The sequence below is a fragment of the Ancylobacter vacuolatus genome (assembly GCF_030813595.1).
Lineage (GTDB): Bacteria > Pseudomonadota > Alphaproteobacteria > Rhizobiales > Xanthobacteraceae > Ancylobacter > Ancylobacter vacuolatus.
The window spans coordinates 68,919-86,334 of sequence record NZ_JAUSUH010000005.1; the positions used below are offsets into that span (position 1 = coordinate 68,919).

The 17,416-nt window shown below is 64.7% G+C and carries 15 protein-coding genes; 12 read left to right on the top strand and 3 right to left on the bottom strand.

The features are described 5' to 3' along the window. Nucleotides 1-2: 2 nt before the first annotated feature. A complete protein-coding gene (locus J2S76_RS12795; protein ID WP_307060835.1) occupies nucleotides 3-377 on the top strand; it encodes a Na+/H+ antiporter subunit G in 375 nt (124 codons plus the stop codon). A 26-nt stretch (nucleotides 378-403) separates the two neighbouring features. Here J2S76_RS12795 and J2S76_RS12800 read toward each other — a convergent pair whose 3' ends face one another. Next, on the bottom strand, nucleotides 404-1,036 hold the full coding sequence (locus tag J2S76_RS12800) for a pyridoxamine 5'-phosphate oxidase family protein (protein WP_307060836.1): 633 nt from the start codon (nucleotides 1,034-1,036) through the stop codon (nucleotides 404-406). 207 nt (nucleotides 1,037-1,243) lie between these two features. Between J2S76_RS12800 and J2S76_RS12805 the strand changes: the two genes are divergently transcribed. Next, nucleotides 1,244-1,498, top strand: coding sequence for a BrnA antitoxin family protein (locus J2S76_RS12805; protein ID WP_205409234.1), 255 nt, complete (start codon nucleotides 1,244-1,246; stop codon nucleotides 1,496-1,498). A gap of 38 nt (nucleotides 1,499-1,536) precedes the next feature. Here the strand turns inward: J2S76_RS12805 and J2S76_RS12810 are convergent, their stop codons facing one another. After that, the gene (locus tag J2S76_RS12810; protein WP_307060837.1) at nucleotides 1,537-1,803 is read right to left on the bottom strand and encodes a hypothetical protein; all 267 of its coding nucleotides are present in this window, start codon (nucleotides 1,801-1,803) and stop codon (nucleotides 1,537-1,539) included. Nucleotides 1,804-2,057: 254 nt separating this feature from the next. On the opposite strand from J2S76_RS12810, the gene J2S76_RS12815 reads away from it, so the two are divergent. The 7 genes from J2S76_RS12815 to J2S76_RS12845 all read left to right on the top strand — a co-directional run bounded on the left by J2S76_RS12815 (nucleotide 2,058) and on the right by J2S76_RS12845 (nucleotide 7,758). Beyond that, a complete protein-coding gene (locus J2S76_RS12815) occupies nucleotides 2,058-2,369 on the top strand; it encodes a PepSY domain-containing protein (protein WP_307060838.1) in 312 nt (103 codons plus the stop codon). Nucleotides 2,370-2,413: 44 nt separating this feature from the next. Next, nucleotides 2,414-3,064 carry a hypothetical protein gene (locus tag J2S76_RS12820; RefSeq protein WP_307060839.1) on the top strand — a complete coding sequence of 217 codons (651 nt, stop codon included), beginning with the start codon at nucleotides 2,414-2,416 and terminating at the stop codon, nucleotides 3,062-3,064. A 213-nt stretch (nucleotides 3,065-3,277) separates the two neighbouring features. Beyond that, nucleotides 3,278-4,597 carry an NtaA/DmoA family FMN-dependent monooxygenase gene (locus tag J2S76_RS12825; protein ID WP_307060840.1) on the top strand — a complete coding sequence of 440 codons (1,320 nt, stop codon included), beginning with the start codon at nucleotides 3,278-3,280 and terminating at the stop codon, nucleotides 4,595-4,597. Between the two features lie 33 nt (nucleotides 4,598-4,630). Further along, on the top strand, nucleotides 4,631-5,476 hold the full coding sequence (locus J2S76_RS12830) for a transporter substrate-binding domain-containing protein (protein WP_307060841.1): 846 nt from the start codon (nucleotides 4,631-4,633) through the stop codon (nucleotides 5,474-5,476). 25 nt (nucleotides 5,477-5,501) lie between these two features. Continuing rightward, on the top strand, nucleotides 5,502-6,230 hold the full coding sequence (locus J2S76_RS12835) for an ABC transporter permease (protein ID WP_307060842.1): 729 nt from the start codon (nucleotides 5,502-5,504) through the stop codon (nucleotides 6,228-6,230). Beyond that, nucleotides 6,227-6,994 carry an ABC transporter permease gene (locus J2S76_RS12840; RefSeq protein WP_307060843.1) on the top strand — a complete coding sequence of 256 codons (768 nt, stop codon included), beginning with the start codon at nucleotides 6,227-6,229 and terminating at the stop codon, nucleotides 6,992-6,994. Before J2S76_RS12835 ends, J2S76_RS12840 begins: the two co-directional genes overlap by 4 nt. Beyond that, nucleotides 6,991-7,758, top strand: a complete 768-nt coding sequence (locus tag J2S76_RS12845; protein WP_307060844.1) for an amino acid ABC transporter ATP-binding protein — start codon at nucleotides 6,991-6,993, stop codon at nucleotides 7,756-7,758. The genes J2S76_RS12840 and J2S76_RS12845 overlap by 4 nt, the downstream gene beginning before the upstream one ends. 166 nt (nucleotides 7,759-7,924) lie before the next feature. Here the strand turns inward: J2S76_RS12845 and J2S76_RS12850 are convergent, their stop codons facing one another. Continuing rightward, a complete protein-coding gene (locus J2S76_RS12850; protein WP_307060845.1) occupies nucleotides 7,925-9,238 on the bottom strand; it encodes an NtaA/DmoA family FMN-dependent monooxygenase in 1,314 nt (437 codons plus the stop codon). A 293-nt stretch (nucleotides 9,239-9,531) separates the two neighbouring features. Between J2S76_RS12850 and J2S76_RS12855 the strand changes: the two genes are divergently transcribed. The 3 genes from J2S76_RS12855 (at nucleotide 9,532) to J2S76_RS12865 (ending at nucleotide 17,415) form a co-directional block, all read left to right on the top strand. Beyond that, the gene (locus J2S76_RS12855) at nucleotides 9,532-10,563 is read left to right on the top strand and encodes a LysR family transcriptional regulator (protein WP_307060846.1); all 1,032 of its coding nucleotides are present in this window, start codon (nucleotides 9,532-9,534) and stop codon (nucleotides 10,561-10,563) included. 284 nt (nucleotides 10,564-10,847) lie between these two features. Further along, nucleotides 10,848-12,629 (top strand): calpain family cysteine peptidase, encoded by a 1,782-nt coding sequence (locus J2S76_RS12860; RefSeq protein ID WP_307060847.1) that lies wholly within the window; start codon nucleotides 10,848-10,850, stop codon nucleotides 12,627-12,629. 58 nt (nucleotides 12,630-12,687) lie between these two features. Next, nucleotides 12,688-17,415 (top strand): DUF6603 domain-containing protein, encoded by a 4,728-nt coding sequence (locus J2S76_RS12865; RefSeq protein ID WP_307060848.1) that lies wholly within the window; start codon nucleotides 12,688-12,690, stop codon nucleotides 17,413-17,415. Nucleotide 17,416: the final 1 nt, after the last annotated feature.

Genomic DNA, 17,416 nt, shown 5'->3' on the forward strand with positions numbered 1-17,416 from the left:
TGATGGCATTCGTGGTGGAACTGATCATCAGCGCGCTCCTCGTCATCGGCGCGTTCTTTCTTCTGGTCGGCTCGCTCGGTCTGGCGAAGCTGCCGGACACGATGCGCCGGCTGCACGGGCCGACCAAGGCGACGACGCTGGGCATTGGCAGCCTGCTCATTGCCTCCATGCTGTATTTCTTCACCCAGCACGGCCAACTCTCCATCCATGAGCTGCTGATCACGCTGTTCCTGTTTCTCACCGCGCCGATCAGCGCCAACATGATCGCCAAGGCGCATATCCTGCGCAGTGCGCGCGAGCGCGGGGCGATCACCCCGGCCGGCACGGACACCGGCTGGGCGACGCTTCAGCCCCCGCGCCCGTCCAAGGGCCCTTGAGGCCGGCGCCGTCCGGCTGCGCGGGCTCAGCCGGCTTTTCCGTCCGTGCCGAGGCGGGCGCGCAATTCGGCATTTTCCGCTTCCAGCTGCGCCAGACGGTCACGCAGCGGGCGGACAGCCTCCGCGATCTCACTCTCGGTGAAGCGGGGGGTGATGTGCTGCGGACAGTTCCAGTCGAAGGCGTCGAGGCGCAGCCGGAACAGGCGCTCCGGCCGGGCGCGATAGCCCTGCGGGCTCACCTTTTCCGTCAGCTCCGGCTCGGCATCGAGCGCGAGAACCTCGGCATGGGCATAAATCTTCAGCCGGGTGCGGCGGGGATAGTCCATCAGGAACAGGCAGGCCCGGCTATTGGCGGCAAAGTTGCCGGTGCTGATGTACTGGCGATTGCCGCTATAGTCGGCGAAGGCGAGCGTGCGCTCGTCGATCACCGTCAGAAAGCCGCGCGGCCCGCCCCGGTGCTGGACATAGGGCCAGCCGGTCTCGGAAACGCTGGCGATATAGAAGCTGTCGCGCTGCGAGATGAACAGCTCTTCGCTGCGGGTGAAGCGGTCGGAGGAGCGCTCGCCCCGGAAATCCGCCCAGAGATGATCCACGCCCATCTGTTCCTGAGCCGCGCGGACGCTGGGGGTGATCGCGATATCGAGGAAGCCGTAGGACATGGGAGATCTCCACCCGACGAAGGCGGGCTCCCGCAGGGTGGGTGGGCGGGTGCCGCCCCGCAAGGGCGTCCGCGTGTTTTTCCCGCCGCGTCGCGCGGCTGTGACCGGCTTCCCTTCCGGGTGCGTCCCCGCACCGGATAACCTTTCCCGCAGGCTGGCGGGCGGGCGGGGTTGAGTTGTAGTCTCCAGGAGATTCGAGGACCCCCTATGGCAATGACCCCCACACGACGCACTATCGGCTCCGCCCGCGATGTCGCGGAAGCGGCCTTCAAGAGCGCCACCGCCAAGACCGCGCCCAAACTGCCGGAGGCCGCGCCGGCGGCGAAATCCCCGGCTCTGCCGAACGCGAAGGAACTGGTGTCCCTGCGGCTCGACCGCGAGGTGCTGGAGCATTTCCAGAAGGACGGCCCCGGCTGGCAGGAGCGCGTCAATGCCGCCCTGCGCAAGGCGGCAGGGCTTTAGCCTCCCCCAGCGCCGCAGAGGCTCGCGCCGGGCCGCTCTCAGGAGGGGTCGCGCAGGATGATCGGTGGGGCGTTGCAGGGCAGGGTGATGCAGCTCGGATTGGGATTGAGCTGGCGCACCGCCGGCGCCGGCTGAGGCGCGGGCTGGTAGGTCTTCGGCGGCTTGCCGGCCTGCTTGGGAGTGGGTGTCGTGGCGCCGGGATTGCGCAAGCCGGGATTGCCCGAATATTGCGCCGAGACGACGCTCGCGCCGGCACAGAGTGCCAGTGCGGTGAGGATGGCCGTGACGGGAAGACGGTTGTTCATGGCATTTCCTTGCACGGCGCCCGCCAACTAATCAAGCGCGCCGGCCACCCGGGTCAAGGGCCGTGGTCCAGGCCCGGCGCTGGCCGGCGCCCCGTGCGGCGCGGTTTTTTGCTGCCGCCTTCCGCTCACCCCATCCTCCTACCTTTCCGGCCCCTGCGCCTGCCATAGCTGTCGCTCCCGGCGTGGCGACGGCACGGAACTGTTTTGCCTAAATGGCGTTCACTCTTCACATTTTGTGATCAGAGGGCCATCAAATGAAGCACGTTCTGCCCATTCTCGCTGCGGTCGCGATCGCTGTTCCCGCCTGGGCCCAGACCCCGCCGGCCGCTCAGGATCCCGCTACCCCTGCCGTGACCACGGAGAGCGCGACCCAGCCGGCCATGCCGGCCAAGGGCGCCAACAGCTTCACCGAGGCGCAGGCCAAGGAGCGCATCGAGGCGCGCGGCTTCGCCGACGTGACCGGCCTGGCCAAGGATGCCGACGGCGTCTGGCGCGGCAAGGCCATGAAGGCCGGCGCCTCGCATGACGTCGCGCTCGACTATCAGGGCAACGTCTTTCCGAACTGAATGTAACCAGGATCCCCGACAGGATCCGCTGGGAGGACCCCATCATGGCGACCGTTTCCGGACTTTTCGACAATTATGACGACGCCCTCACGGCTGTGAACAAGCTGCAGGCCCTGGGTATCGACCGTGCCCAGATCAGCCTCGTCGCGAACAATGCCGATGACTGGTATGGCAGCGACACCACGGCCACGCGGACCGACACCCGCACCGAGACCCGCGCTGAGGCGCATGACGAGAGCCATGCGGGCGAAGGCGCGGCGACCGGTGCCGGCATCGGTGCCGTGCTCGGCGGCGCCGGCGGCCTGCTCACCGGCCTTGGCCTGATGGCCATTCCAGGCGTCGGCCCGGTGGTGGCGGCCGGCTGGCTGGTAGCGACCGGTGCCGGCCTTGTCGCCGGTGCGGCGGCCGGTGGCGCGGTTGGCGGCATGGTCGGCGCGATGACCTCCGAGGGCGTGCCTGAGGAGCGCGCGCATGTCTATGCCGAGGGTGTGCGCCGCGGCGGCACCGTGGTCTCCGCCCGCGTTCCCGACGAGCACGAGGCCGAAGCCCAGGCCATTCTCGACGACGAGGCCTCTGTCGACGTGACGGCGCGTGAGCGCGTCTATCGCGACGAGGGCTGGACCCGCTTCGATCCCGATGCCCCGGCCTATACCGCGCCGGAAGTGCAGAAGGAGCGCGCCCGCTACCGCGCGTGACGCTTCACGGATCATGATGCCGGGCTCGAAAGGGCCCGGCATTTTTGTGGCCTGACGGCAAAGGGCTCATTTTGCACCTGTTTTAGGCAGGCTTAATTCTCAAGCAGACAACCAAGCTTCGCCTCTTGGCGATACTCCCCCCGGGTGTCGCGCCTTTAACCTGCCGTGCGTGTCGATGGAAGTCGGTGCGCGGATCAGGACAAAGGTGCGTAAATGACGGCGAATCCTTTCCATCTCGCCTGGTTTCTCCAGGGCTCCAGCATCCAGGCCTGGGGCGAGCCGTGGACCGGCAATATCGGCCAGGACTGGATGGGCGCCGACCTGTTCGTCGACCTCGTGCGCTCGATGGAGCGGGCCTGCTTCGACTATCTCCTCATCGAAGATTCGATCTATGTCGGCGAGAACTGGCAGAATTCGCGCGACATCTTCCTGAAGGGCGGCATTTGCATCCCCCGGCAGGAACCGAGCGTGGTCGCCACGCTGCTCGCCGCCTCCACCCGCAAGCTCGGCATCGTGCCGACGCTCTCCACCTTCGCCTACCACCCCTACCTGACCGCCCGCATCGTCTCCTCGCTCGATCAGATCTCCGGCGGGCGGGCCGGCTGGAACATGGTGACGGGTTCGTCCGACTTCTCCGCCCAGAATTTCGGCATGGATAAGCTGCCCGAGCACGACCAGCGCTATGTGATGGCGGAAGAATATATCGACATCGTCAAGGCGCTGTGGGGCTCGTGGGATCCCGGCGCGATCATCAACGACCTTGAAAACGGCGTGCTGATCGACCCGGCCAAGGTCCACACCATCGACTATAAGGGCGCCCATTACGCCTCGCGCGGGCCGCTGAATTCCGGGCCCTGCCCGCAAGGGATTCCGGTGATCGCGCAGGCCGGTGGCTCGAAGAGCGGGCGCAAGATCGCCGCCACCCATGCCGACACCATCGTCGCCGCGCCGAACGGCGTCGCCGCGATGAAGCAGTACCGCGACGATGTCCGCGCCCAGATGGCCGGAATGGGCCGCAACCCCGACGACTGCAAGATCCTGTTCCTGCTCTCGCCCATCGTCGCCGAAACCGAGGACCAGGCGAAATGGGCGGCCGAGCAACGCCGCGTCTCCGCCGCGCAGAATCTCGACGCGCGCATGGCCCGCTTCGGCTGGAGCACCAATCTCGACCTCTCCAGCCTCGACCTCGACACGCCGGTGAGCCAGCTCAGCCTGACCACCAACGGCCATCAGTCGAGCCTCTCGCAATTCCTCACCCGCGCCGGCGACAAGCCGCTGCGCGAGGCGATGATCGACCATGTGAGCTGCGGCTACTGCGTCGATGTCGTCGGCACGCCGGACAGCGTCGCCAGCCAGATGGACGAGATCATGCAGGAGATTGGCGGCGACGGCTTCCTCATCGCGCTGTCGGATGTCTCGCGCCGCTCCGTGTCCACCATCACCGACGGGCTGGTGCCGGTGCTGCAGCGTCGCGGCCTGACGCGCCGCGCCTATGAGCACCAGCACCTGCGCGACAACCTCACCGCCTTCTGACCCCGCACCGCCCCTCACCAGGACACGACGCCGATGATCACATGCCTGCCGCATCATCCTCTCCGCCGGGCCGGTGCCTTCGCCCTCGGCGTTCTCATCGCCAGCGCCGGCCTGTCGGCCGCCTCCGCCGAGAAGCTCAAGCTCGGCAATGAGGGCGTCTACCCGCCCTTCTCCATGGTCGAGGCGTCAGGCAACCTGACCGGCATGGAGCCGGAGCTGGCGCGCGAAATGTGCAAGCGCATCGGCGCCGACTGCGAGATCGTGGTCATGGACTTCAAGGCGCTGATCCCGTCCATGCTGCAGGGCAAGTTCGACGGCATCGTCACCCAGATCTCGCCGACCCCCGAGCGGGTCGAGAAGGCGCTCTTCGCCACGCCGATCGTCTATAATCCGGCGACCTTCATCGTGAAGAAGGACAGCAACTACACGCTCACCAAGGAAGGCGTCACCGGCAAGGGCCTGCGCATCGCGCTGCAGCGCGGCGCTTCGATGGTGCCCTACATCCACAAGCATTTCGGCAAGGACACCTTCGTCGAGGTCTATTACGACAACCCCGACCAGATGAAGCTCGACCTGCTGGCCGGCCGGCTCGACCTCGTCTTCGATTCCAAGATCAACTGGACCCTGGAACTGATCGCCAAGCCCGAGGGCAAGGACTACATGCTCGCCGGCGGCGACCATTGGCTGGGCGATCCCGCCATTCCCGAGGCCGAGCGCGGCTATAGCTGGATCTTCCCGAAGAAGAGCGAAGCGCTGGTCAAGCGCGTCAACACCGCGCTGGCCGAGATGATCAAGGACTGCACCTACACCACCATCCGCAAGAAATACGTGCCGGTGGCCACGCTCGCGGCGGAAGCGGCCTGCGAGAAGACCAACTGACCGCGCGCCCCCCGGAGAACGGCGGATGACCAACCTCTCCCTTGCCGATTTGGCAGGCTATCTGCGCCAGCTCGGCGAGGGAGCGCTCATCACGCTGGAGCTGTTCTTCGCCAGCTTCGCGCTGGCCTTCGTGCTCGGCGTGCTGATCGGGGTGGCGACGCTCGCGCGCAGCCGCGTCATCCGCGCGGCATGGCGGGTCTATGCCTCCATCTTCATGGGCGTGCCCTCGCTGCTGGTGATCTTCCTGATCTTCTATGGCGGTAGCGCCATGCTGGCGGCGGTGCTGGGCGAGTTCGGCGCCCGGATCGACATTTCGCCCTTCGGCGCCGGCGTCGCGGCGCTCGGCATCGTCTACTCCGCCTATGTCGCCGAACTGGTGCGCGGGGCGATCGAGAATCTGCCCAAGGGCCAGTTCGAGGGCGCCCGCGCGCTTGCCATTCCCCCCTTCATCATGTGGGGGCGGGTGATCCTGCCGCAGGTAATGCGGCTGGCTCTCCCCGGCCTGGTCAATGTGTGGAGCTTCATGCTGAAGGAGACGCCGCTGGTGTCGCTGGCCGGGCTGCAGGACCTTGTCGCGGCCACCAAGATCGCCGCCGGGGCCACCAAGGAGCCCTTCATCTTCTTCGTTGCCACGGCTCTGGTCTTCATCGCCTTCAGCGCCGCCAGCCTCTGGCTGGCCAACCGGCTCGAGGTGCGCCTCGATCGCGGCCAGCGCCGCGCGCCCGTCCGCTCGCCCGCGCAGGCCGAGGCATGAACGCGCTGCCGATTGATCTCGCCCTCGCCTGGGAAAGCCTGCCGGCGCTGTTCGACGGGCTGATGGTGACGGTGTTCCTCACCGCGCTGCCGCTGATCATCGGGCTGGCGCTGGCCTTTCCGATCTGCTTCGCCCGCATGTCGGCGCGGCGCGCTTTGGCGCTGCCGGCGGAGATCTTCGTCGTGTTCTTTCGCGGCGCGCCGCTGCTGATCCTGCTCTATCTCGTCTATTACGGCCTCGGCCAGATCGAGGCGCTGCGCAATGGCCCGTTCTGGATCGTCTTCGGCTCGCCCTTCGGCTGTGCCATCGTCGCGCTCAGCCTCAACCATGCCGCCTATATGGTCGAGGTGCTGCGCGGCAGCCTGCTGGCGGTGCCGCACGGCATCGTCGAGGCCAGCGAGGCGCTCGGCATCACGCGGCGCAACATCTTCCTCTGGGTGCGGATGCCGCTCGCTCTGCGCTACGGGCTGAAGGCCTATCAGAACGAGGTGGTGAGCTTCGTCAAGGGCACCGCCATCGTTTCGGTGGTGACGATCACCGACCTGATGGCGGTGGCCAATTCCATCTTCGAGCAGACCTATGACCCGTTCACGCCCATTCTCTGCGCGGCCGCCTTCTACTGGGCCTTCGTCAACCTGATCCGGGTCGGCTTCACCGTCTGGGGCCGCTGGCTGAGCCGACACAGTGCCGAGGACGCCGTCGTCGCCATCCCCGGCCGGCAAGGGCTGGGTGGTGTGGTCGTCGAGGCGAAGGTGACGCCATGATCCCGCGCCCCCACGCTGCCGAGCCTGCCGCCGAGCCGGCCATCCTCCTCGCGCAGGTGGTGAAGCGCTACGGCGCCCATCGGGCGCTGGCCGGTGTCGACCTCCAGGTGCGGCGCGGCGAAAAGCTGGTCATCTGCGGCCCTTCCGGCTCGGGCAAATCGACCCTCATCCGCTGCATCAACGCGCTGGAGCGGCACGATGCCGGCCGGATCGTCGTCAATGGCATCGCGCTGACCAATGATGAAGGCACGGTGCAGGACATCCGCCAGGAAGTCGGCATGGTGTTCCAGCACTTCAACCTGTTTCCGCACCTCACCGCGCTGGAAAACTGCATGCTGGCGCCGCGGCTCAACCGGGGCCTGTCGAAGGCGCAGGCGGAAAAGCTCGCCCTGGCGCATCTGGAGCGGGTGCATCTGGCCGACCAGGCGCGCAAATACCCCGCGCGGCTCTCCGGCGGCCAGCAGCAGCGCGTCGCCATCGCCCGCGCGCTGTGCATGGAGCCGCGCATCCTGCTGTTCGACGAGCCGACCTCGGCGCTCGACCCGGAAATGGTGAAAGAGGTGCTGGGGGTGATCGAGGAACTCGCCGCCAGCGGCGTCACCATGATCTGCGTCACCCACGAGATGGGGTTCGCCCGCCGCGTGGCCGACCGCTGCGTGTTCATGGACCGGGGCGAGATTGTCGAGGAGGGCGACGCCGCGCGCTTCTTCGAGGCACCCGAAAGCGAGCGCCTGCGTCACTTCCTCGCGCAGATCCTGCGCTGAGCAATCCTGCGCTGGGGGAGCGGCGCCTCGCCCTCTGGCGGCTGTCATCCCGGCCGCCGCCTAAGGCGGAGAGGCGGGATCGTCCTCAGGCAGACGCACGCGATCCCGGACAGGGCCTGTGGCCCTTCCGGGATGACGCTTCTGGGGGGAGCCGCCAAGGAGCCCCTCAGAACTCCCGCAGCATCTGCCGCAGCGTGGCGCCTTCGGTGTAGCGGGTGCGGGCGAGGCCCCGGCGCTGCAAAGCGGGCACCAGCCCCTCGCAGATATCGGTGATGTATTGCCGGCTGATATTGGCGGTGAATGGCCGGGTGATGAGGAAGCCGTCGCCGCCCACTTCCGCCATCACCTCGCCCATGCGCTCGGCCACCTGGTCGGGCGTGCCGATCAGCCCGTCCAGCCCGCGCGAGAGCTGGTCGGCGCAGAGCTGGCGCAGCGTCTTGCCCGAGCCGGTCTGCTGGAAGGCATCGAGCGAGCCCTGCTCGCCATTGGTGGTGAGGTGGGGCAGGGGGGCGTCGAGGTCGAATGTCGAGAAGTCGATATCGGTGATGGCGGCGATCAGCGCCAGCGCCTTCTCGCAATAATCTGGCGCCTCGATGATGCGCGCCGCCTTCGCCTTCGCCTCGTCCTCGGTCTCGCCGAGAATGGGGGCGACGACGAACAGCACCTTGATCTCGTCCGGGTCGCGCCCGCCGGCTTCAGCCCGCGCCCGCACATCGGCGCGATAGGCCTTTAGCCCGGCGACGCCCATGGAAGGAGCGATGATGCTGTCGGCGGTCATCGCCGCGAATTGCCGCCCGCGCGGCGAGCCGCCGGCCTGCACGAAGGCGGGGCGCTGCTGCGGCGAGGGCACGCAGTTTAGCGGTCCCCGGCTCTTGAAATATTTGCCCTCGAAATGGATCGGCCGCACTTTCGAAGCATCGGCATAGGTGCCGGTGGCCCGGTCGCGCACCACCGCGTCGGCTTCCCAGCTGCCCCAGAGCTGCTTGCACAGTTCCACATACTCGTCCGCCATGTCGTAGCGCTCCTGGCGCGGCGGCAGCTTGTCCATGCCGAAATTCTCGGCAGCGAGGTCCTCGCCTGTCGTGACGATGTTCCAGCCGAAGCGGCCCTTGCAGAGGCTGTCGAGCGTCGAGCACAGCCGCGCGAGCATGAAGGGCGGATAGGCCATGGTGGAGAAGGTCGCCACCACGCCGAGATTTTTGGTGTTGGCGCCGATCAGCGCGGCCATCGGCGAGGGGTCGGCCTTCGGCCCCATGATGTTGTGCTTGAGATAGACCTCGTTGGTGCCGCCATAGGCCTCGGAGATCATCAGCGTGTCTTCCAGCATGATGTAGTCGAAGCAGGCCCGTTCCATGGCCTGCGCCATGTCGATGTAGAATTTTCCGTCCCAGGGGTCGCCGCCGCCGCCGGTGAAAGGCCGGGTCCACTCGTCGACCGCGAAATTGGTGAACCATCCGAGGTGTAACGGTCGTGGACTCATGACACTGCCCCATCTGCCTGCTCAAGACGAAGCGGCAGCCTAGGCCGGGGCTCCGCGCCGCCACCATTGCGAAAAGCCCAAGCGATGTTCCGCTCAGGGGCGGCTCAACATTGGGCAGAGCACAGGGGCGTGGGCAAACACTGTGCAATCGGCCCCCGGCGGCGAGGGCCTGCCGCGCCCGGAGCGGGCTGGAAGATCAGCAAAACCGCGCCACGGCAGGTGCGGCGCACAAATTGCTATGTGCGCTGCACCGGGGGGAAAGGGGCATCATCGACACGGAGCGAGGCCTAGCCATGTCGCACATCAGCCAGATCTACGATATCGACCTGAAGCTGCTGCGCTGCTTCTGCACCATCGTCGAGGAGAGGAGCTTCACCGCCGCGCAGGCGGCGCTCAACCTGTCGCAATCCACCCTCAGCGAGAACCTGAAATCGCTGGAGATCCGCCTCGGCACGCGGCTGTGCCGGCGCGGACCGAAGGGCTTCAAGCTCTTCCGCGAGGGCGAGGTGGTCTACAAGGCGGCCAAGGAACTGTTCGCCTCGGTGGAGGCCTTCAAGCAGAAGGCCTCGAACATCAACCAGAATACCGTCTATGAACTCTCCATCGGCATTCAGGACGGCATTGTCGAAAACCCGTCCGCGCGCCTGCACGACGCCATTCGCCGGTTTTCCGACTATTACCCCAATGTCCGCTTCCGCATGGAGGTCATGCTCGGCTTCCAGCTGGCCGGCCGGGTGGCCGACGGCATGCTGCATGTCGGCATCGGCCTGGTGAACGAGCATTACGCGCAACTGACCTATGAGCACCTGTTCGACGAGCAGGGCTTCATGTGCTGCGGCCACCGGCATCCGCTCTTCGCCATTCCGGAGGAGGAATTGACGATGGCGGACATTGAATCCGCCGCCTATTGCAGCCGGGGGCATCTCGAATATTACCATCCCGAGCGTGCCCGCCGCAGCGACACCTGCGGCGACATCGGCCTCGGCATCCAGTCGCAACTGGCGCTGATCCTGTCGGGGCGCAATATCGGCTATGTGCTCGACCATACGGCGCAGCCGCTGATCGCCAGCGGCGCGCTCAGGGCGCTGCGGCCGGACCGGGTGCGGATCGTCAACCCGATCACCGCGATGATGGGGCCCGCCGCCGCCGACTTCAAGCTGGCGCGGCAGTTCGTCGACTGCCTGATCGACGTGCATATGGAGCTTGGCCAGAGCCGCCTGCTTCCCCGGCCGGACTTTGCCACCGGTTGCGGCACGGTGGTGGACCGCGACGGCGTGTTTCGCGTGCTCTCCACCGCCAAGGCGCCCGTCTATGCCGGTGCGTGAGGCCGCAATGCGCGCCCGCCACTATGGGCGGCCGGCCCCGCAGACGCCCGGGCGATGGATGGACTAAATGTGGGGTTGCAATCGCCCCGCGACATTCTGGCCCGCGCGCGCCGCCAGAAGCTGCCGGTCTCCCTGAAATAGCTGAACATTTCCCAGGGGGTGGCTGACCGGCGGCGGCGGGACGCGCGTGATCGCGTTCAAAAAATCTCGGTTGAGATTGTTGACGATGCAACCTGTAGGTGTCAGGCTGCCACTCGATGGCCGAAAGGGGCTGGGAGCGGGGCATGAGGAAGACCAAGGTTGAAGAGCAGCTGAAGAATGGGAGGCTGCAATTCCCAGATCCATTGCCCGCGCTGAGATATGGCTTCTGGTCCGCATACCGGTTCAACGACACTCATCTGCCCGAGCCAGGTGCTGAGTTTCGATATATTAAAGTAGACCTACCACTATTTTCATATGCGCCTGAATTTTCGGACATAAGACAAGAAGGAGTTGGAGATTGTTACCTTTTGTCCGCCATAAATGCCGCTATTAGAACAAAAGATGCCGATTTTTTCTATAGCATGATGGGGGGCGACGACGAACATGTGCATGTGCGCTTTAACGACGGAAAAGGATCTCAGGTAATAGTAAGCGTTCAGCGTACGATATTGAAGCGCTTGGAAGGAAAAGAATACGTCGATATACAAGGGCATTCGGCCATATGGCCCTATTTTATCGAGAAGGCATATGCCTATTTCAGGGCATACTATATTCAGCCGCTATTTTTCGAGAGCCTGATCGACGTGCCCGTTCAGTCCCAACTGATGGCTCTGCTGTCCCGGCCGTTCACGAATCCGCCGACTTTGCCGCCTTGGCCATTCCCGGGAACCCAGCGTCCATCCCTGGGCTCATCCGATAAAAGATATGCTTCCAACTACATCGAAGCAGTGGAAGGTGGTTTCACGGGGGCGGCGTATACGCATCTAACAGGCGCGTTGATAGACGATTCCGTTACAGTGGTTAAATTAACTAGGCCGGGACGTAGCAAACTTGTGGTTTCGGAGAAATTTTACCGAGCCAATATTCTGGCATGCTTTCTCGATGAAACGCGACCAAATCCATTCGGCGAGAAATGGGACGCGGTTCTCGGTCATATTCTATCGGTTCTGAAGCGAGATATAGCGAACCTCGTCAATCCCGAAAATGTAATTGATTTTAAAATTGAGCATAAAAACGAGGCCGTTGATCAAATAAGAATCTATATGCTTAAGTCTATGAAACTAAACAGAAAATTGATAGATAATTATTTGTCTCTGGTATCTGAGCAAACAAATCTGGGCAGAGAAATTAGAAAAGAAAATCTTTTAAAGCTTATTGATAATATGAAATTTGAAGATTTTTCTTTTGATAAAAGTAAATTCATACAGTTAAATATAAAGAATATAAATATCAAAAGTATAATTATCGAATATATCAACCTATCATTTCCAGGGAAAAGAGGTACCGGAGAGTATGCGGATTATCAAAGTAGAATCTTCGATGCTATAAAAAATGCCGTCGGAGAAATAAAAACGGGAAACGCTCCTGTAATCGTTGGCTTAAATAAAGCTGCATTTGCTGCAACGAGAAAATATTTGAGAAGTGTTGATATTATTTTCTATAAATACGAATATCATAACAAAAGAAAAGGTCTTGTTCCCGGACATGCGTATGAAATTGAGGGCGTCCAAGAAATGGATGTTGTGAGAAATGGTAAAATTGTAAAGCTAAAATTCATTCACGTTATAAATCCGTGGAGAGATTACGTCAGAGGTTATAAATATAAAACGGCAGAGACTGATGGCGTAAAGACGGTGACGTCTCTTTCTGCGTTCTCTGTGAAGATGTCGAATGATCTTCCTGAAGATTCTCTTTTAATGATCAATTTTCAGGCGAGAGGTCTTGAGTCATTATCTGCGGAATTGAAAAATATATCCGACGATCTTCAAAAGAATGCATCCCAAACGACGAAAAAAAGTGACGCATTTCCAATCGAATTGTCCGATATTACGAAGTATTTCGATAGCATATCGATCGAAAAATGATCTTTCCGGTGCGTAATATATATTTGAAATGCGACCTTCTCAATAAAGGGCAAGCAAGATGGCCAGCGGAAAAGAGGGAGACGGCGCGCTCATCGTGGTCCCCGTGTCCAAGGTCGATCCGGAGCAGTTCGAGGCGCTGGCGCTGAACGATCATGGCTGCGCCCAGCTGGATCTGTGGCTGGCCACGCTGGCGGCGGGTGGCGCCACGGTCTCGGCGCGCCAGTTCGAGCTGCCGGTCTTCGGGAAGGGCGGCGCGCGTACGCTGGCGACGCGCCTTTTCGTCGCCTCCAGCGAGCGCCGCGACGTCTGGCGCCCGGGCGATGCCTATGCCGACCTCAAGCCGGCGCAGGCCGCCATCGACAAGGCGCTGGGCCTGCGCGCGGCGCAGCTCTGTTATTCCTCCTATGATTTCGCCGCCATACAGGCCGTTACCGGCAAGGTCAGCCCCAAGGACTGCGCCCTCGTCGCGGAGACGGCGCGTGCGCTGCAGGCGGACTGGCCGCACGATCTGGCGCCGCTACGGGGCGGCATCAACTTTACCGGCGAGGCAAGCCTGCTGCCGGAGATCGACCCGGCGCTGCGTACGCGCTTCGGACTCGATGGCAGCGTGCGTGTCGCCGGCAGTGTCGGCAAGCTGCCGCAGGGCTACCGGATCGAGGCCAGCACCGCTTTGTCCATCCCGCCGCTGGAACTGCTGGGCGGGCGCCTCAACATCGCGCTGCTCCGCGCCAGCATCGGGGTGGAAGGGGTGGGCGCGGAAGGGGAGAGGGCGGACCGCGCGACGCCGCCCTTCACGCTGGCGCTGCACGGCGCCATCACGCTCGACCAGCAGAAACTGGCGACCTCGATCGAGGTAAATGCCGGCACCCGCCACCTCGCGCTCACGGCGGACGCGCCGGACCTGATCCAGGCGGGGGCGCTGATCAAGAGCCTCGTTCCCGAGCTGGGCGACAAGCTCAGCAGTGCCTTCAGCACCATGGACAAGGTGGTTCCCGGCCTGCAACGCCTGGAAGTGTCCACCCCGCTGGACGGGCTGGAGGGTGCGCGGTTCGCGCTCTGGCTGAAGTACCGCGACGCCTTTCCCCTGCTCGATCTGATCCGCGTCACCCCCAGCCTGTACGTCGCCGGCACCTCCAGCGGCGGGGCCTTCACCTTCGATATCGAGCTGACCGGCCGGGGCGAGATCGGCAGCGGGGAGCAGACCCTCGCCTTCGAGACGACGCTCTCCCTGTCCGAGGGCATCTTCCGAGCCACGCTGGTCGAGGGCAGCAAGGTCGTCCTGCCGGCGGACATCGCCGGCAAGGTAGCCAAGGTGGAGGGGCGCGAAAGCCTGCGGCTGATCGACCTGGCGATCAGCGCGAACACGAAGACGCAGGCGTATTCCTTCTCGGTCATCACCATCGGCTTTCTCGAATACCGGATCGGCAAGGGATCGCTGCTGATCGGCGATGTGCGTTTCGAGATCGGCAAGCGCGAGGGCGGCAGCATCACGGCGGCGCTGGAGGGCTCGCTGGTCGTCGGCGATGTCGAGGCCGATGTCTCGATCAACATCGACAACGGGCTGAGGGGGAAGGTGACGATTCCCCGCCTGCCGATCGGCGCCATCGCCGCCGATCTGCTGCAGATCGAGGCTCCGGAGGAACTGGCGGCGGCGGAGATCAAGGACTTCGACGTCGCGCTCACGCTCGGCAAGGAGACCGAGTTCACCTTCAAGGCCGAGTCGGATTCGGAATTCACCATTGCCGGGCTGAAGGCGAAGCTGGCCAAGCTTGACGTCAGCTATGCCGGGAAACTGAAACTTGACGCTGAAGGCCAGCTGCGCTTTGGCACCACCGAGGTGGACCTGAAGCTCGTCTATGACGAGGGAACGTGGAACTTCTCCGTCAACGCCACTACCCGCTTCGATCTCGGCACGGCGCTGCGGCCGCTGGCGGCGGAAATCGGCTTCGAACCGCCCTTCCAGGATGGCAGCCTCACCGTTACCCGCGTCGACGGCGCCCTGCGGCTCGGGTCTGAGGGCACCCGCATCGCGCTCAGTTTCGCGTTCGAGACCAAGGACGGCGATTTCCGCCTCACTCTGGTGGCGGCGCGCCAGACATCGGGGGAAAAGGCCGGCTGGGACTACAGCCTCAGAATGGGGCCGGCGACGATCGACTTCCGCAGCCTGCCGGTCATTGGCGGGGCGATCGGCTCGGCCGCCGATGCCTTCGCCAAGAGCGGGGGCAAGAGGGAGATCGGCCTCGACGCGCTAAAGGTCGGGCTGCTCTCCACGCTTGAGGAAGCCGACATCGCCGCGCTGTTCAGGAACCTGCCGGAAAAGGCGTTTTCTGCGCCAACCGAGGTGACAGGCAAGCTCTCGCTGACCGGCACGCTGCGGCTGCTCGATTACGAGAAGCCGATCATCTATCCGCAGCCGAAGGAGAAGGCGCCGGCCAAGGAGGCCGGGGACGCGCCGAAAGCGCTGCCGGCGCCCGCCAAGGTCGAAACTCCCGCAAAGGTCGAAACGCCCGCAAAGGTCGAGGCGGGCGAGAAGCCCGCCGTTCCCGCCGCGCCGGAAGACAAGCCGGCTGACAATCTGAACTGGCTGACGATCCAGCGCGATTGCGGCCCGCTGCACCTGGCCAAGCTCGGTTACGGGGTGCGGCAGGCGGGCGGCAGCTGGGAGGTCTCCGCTGCGCTGGCGGGCAGGATCAGCCTGGCGGGGGTGCAGCTGGAGCTGATCGATGCCGGCGTCAGCGTCAGCCTCAACGCGCTCACCGCGCCACGCGGCCGGCTGAAGGGCATGAGCCTCAGCTTCAAGCGTGGCTCGGTGTCGGTCGAGGGCGGCTTCCTGCAGATGTCGGAGACCGTCTATGGCGGCCAGCTCAGCATCCAGCTGCCGAAAATGTCGATCGGCGTCGTCGGCCTCTATGGCACCTATCCGCTTCCCTCAGGCCGCTCCTCCACCTCCCTGTTCATCTATGGAACGCTGAGCCTGACCGGTGGCGCCGGTATCAAGCTGGGCGCGATCACGCTGACCGGCCTGGCGCTCGGCTTCGGCTATAACCGCCGGGTGGTCGTGCCTGACATCGGCACGGTGGCGGACTTCCCGCTCGTGGCGCTGGCGATGAAGGAGAGCGCGCCCGACGCGGACAGGCCCTCGGCGGCGTCCATGCTCGCCACGCTGGAGAAGCACCTGCCCTTCGACGAAGGCCAGATGTTCGCCGCGCTGGGGCTGCGCTTCACCATCGCCGAGACCATCGACGCCTTCGCGCTGGCCATCGCCCAGTTCGGCAAGGATGTCGAGTTCTCGCTGCTGGGCCTCGCCCGTTTCGAGAAGTCGGTCGGCGACCAGAAATTCTGCCGGGTCGAGCTGGCGATCAAGATGACCTTGCGGCCGGACGAGGGCGTGTTCCTGCTGCAGGCCGAGCTGACCGCCAATTCCTGGGTTCTGGACCCGTCCTGCCGGCTCACCGGCGGCTTCGCGCTGGGCGTGTGGTTCGCCGGCGCGCGCAAGGGCGATTTCGTGCTCACCATCGGCGGCTATCACCGCGCCTTCAAGCCGCCGGCGCATTACCCCGCCGTGCCGCGCCTCGGCCTCAACTGGGCGGTGACCAACGAGCTGACCCTCAAGGGCGAGCTCTATTGCGCGCTCACGCCGTCGCATCTCATGGCGGGCGGGCGTTTCGAGGCGTCCTTCGTCCATAGCCGCATCAAGGCGTGGTTCGTCGCCGCCATCGACTTCCTGATCAGCTGGGCGCCGCTGGAATACAGCCTGGATGCCGGCATCTCGATCCGGATCGAGGCCGATCTGTGGCTGTTCTCGATCAATCTCAGCCTCGACGTCCAGCTCAGCCTGTGGGGGCCGCCCTTTGCCGGGCGGGTGAGGGTCAACATCTCGGTGCTGTCCTTCGAGATCGCCTTTGGCGGCACCAAGGCCGCCAGCGAGATCCGCAGCTGGGCGCAGTTCGGCGCGCTGTTCCTCGACAAGGCCAGCACAAATTGGCAGGCGATACCCACCGCTGGAACACCCGTGGAGGCGCCGGCCATTTGCGGGGCGGCGCTGGTCGGCGGGCGGCTGTCGCAGCCGGGTGACAAGCCGCCGAGCGGGCCGTGGCTGGTGCGCGGGGACGAGCTGGTGCTCTCGGTGGCGTCGATCCTGCCGGCCACCAGCCTCGCCTTCGGCACGGTGAGGGATGCGGTGCCGCCGAAGGGCCGCAGCGGCCGCCCCCTCGCGCTGGCCGAGCCGCTGGTGCTGGCGGTGACGGTGCGTCGCCATGTCGCCGAGAGCGCCAATTTCGGCATCGTCCCGCTGGCGATCACCGCGGCGGAGAGCGCGCTGACCATCGCCATCGTCAAGGATCTTCCCGGCGGCGGCACCGTGCCGGTCGATCTGACGGGCTGGGACAGCGAGGCCGAGCGCCAGGGCATGCCGGCCGCCCTGTGGGACCGGCACCCCCCGGACAAGGCGCCCGCCGCCAAGATGACCGGCGCCTATCTCACCGGCCTCGCCCGCCTGCGCCCGCCGGCCGGCCAGCGCCGCGGCGAGGGCACGAGGGTGGATATCGCCCGCCACCGCGAGAGCGACCTGATTTTTCGCGAGGGCTCCGTCCGCGACCCGGCCGTGCAGGCCCCCGTCTCAGCCGGCGCCGCGCGAGACGTGGCAACGGCGCAGGGCGCCCGCCAGGCCGAGCTGGTCAAGGCGCTGGGCGGGCTCGGATTTCCGATCGCGCTGGGCGCCGGGGAGGGCGCGGCGCGTCCCTTCCACGCCCCGCCGATGAGCCGCAGCTGGAGCCAAGGAGAGTGAT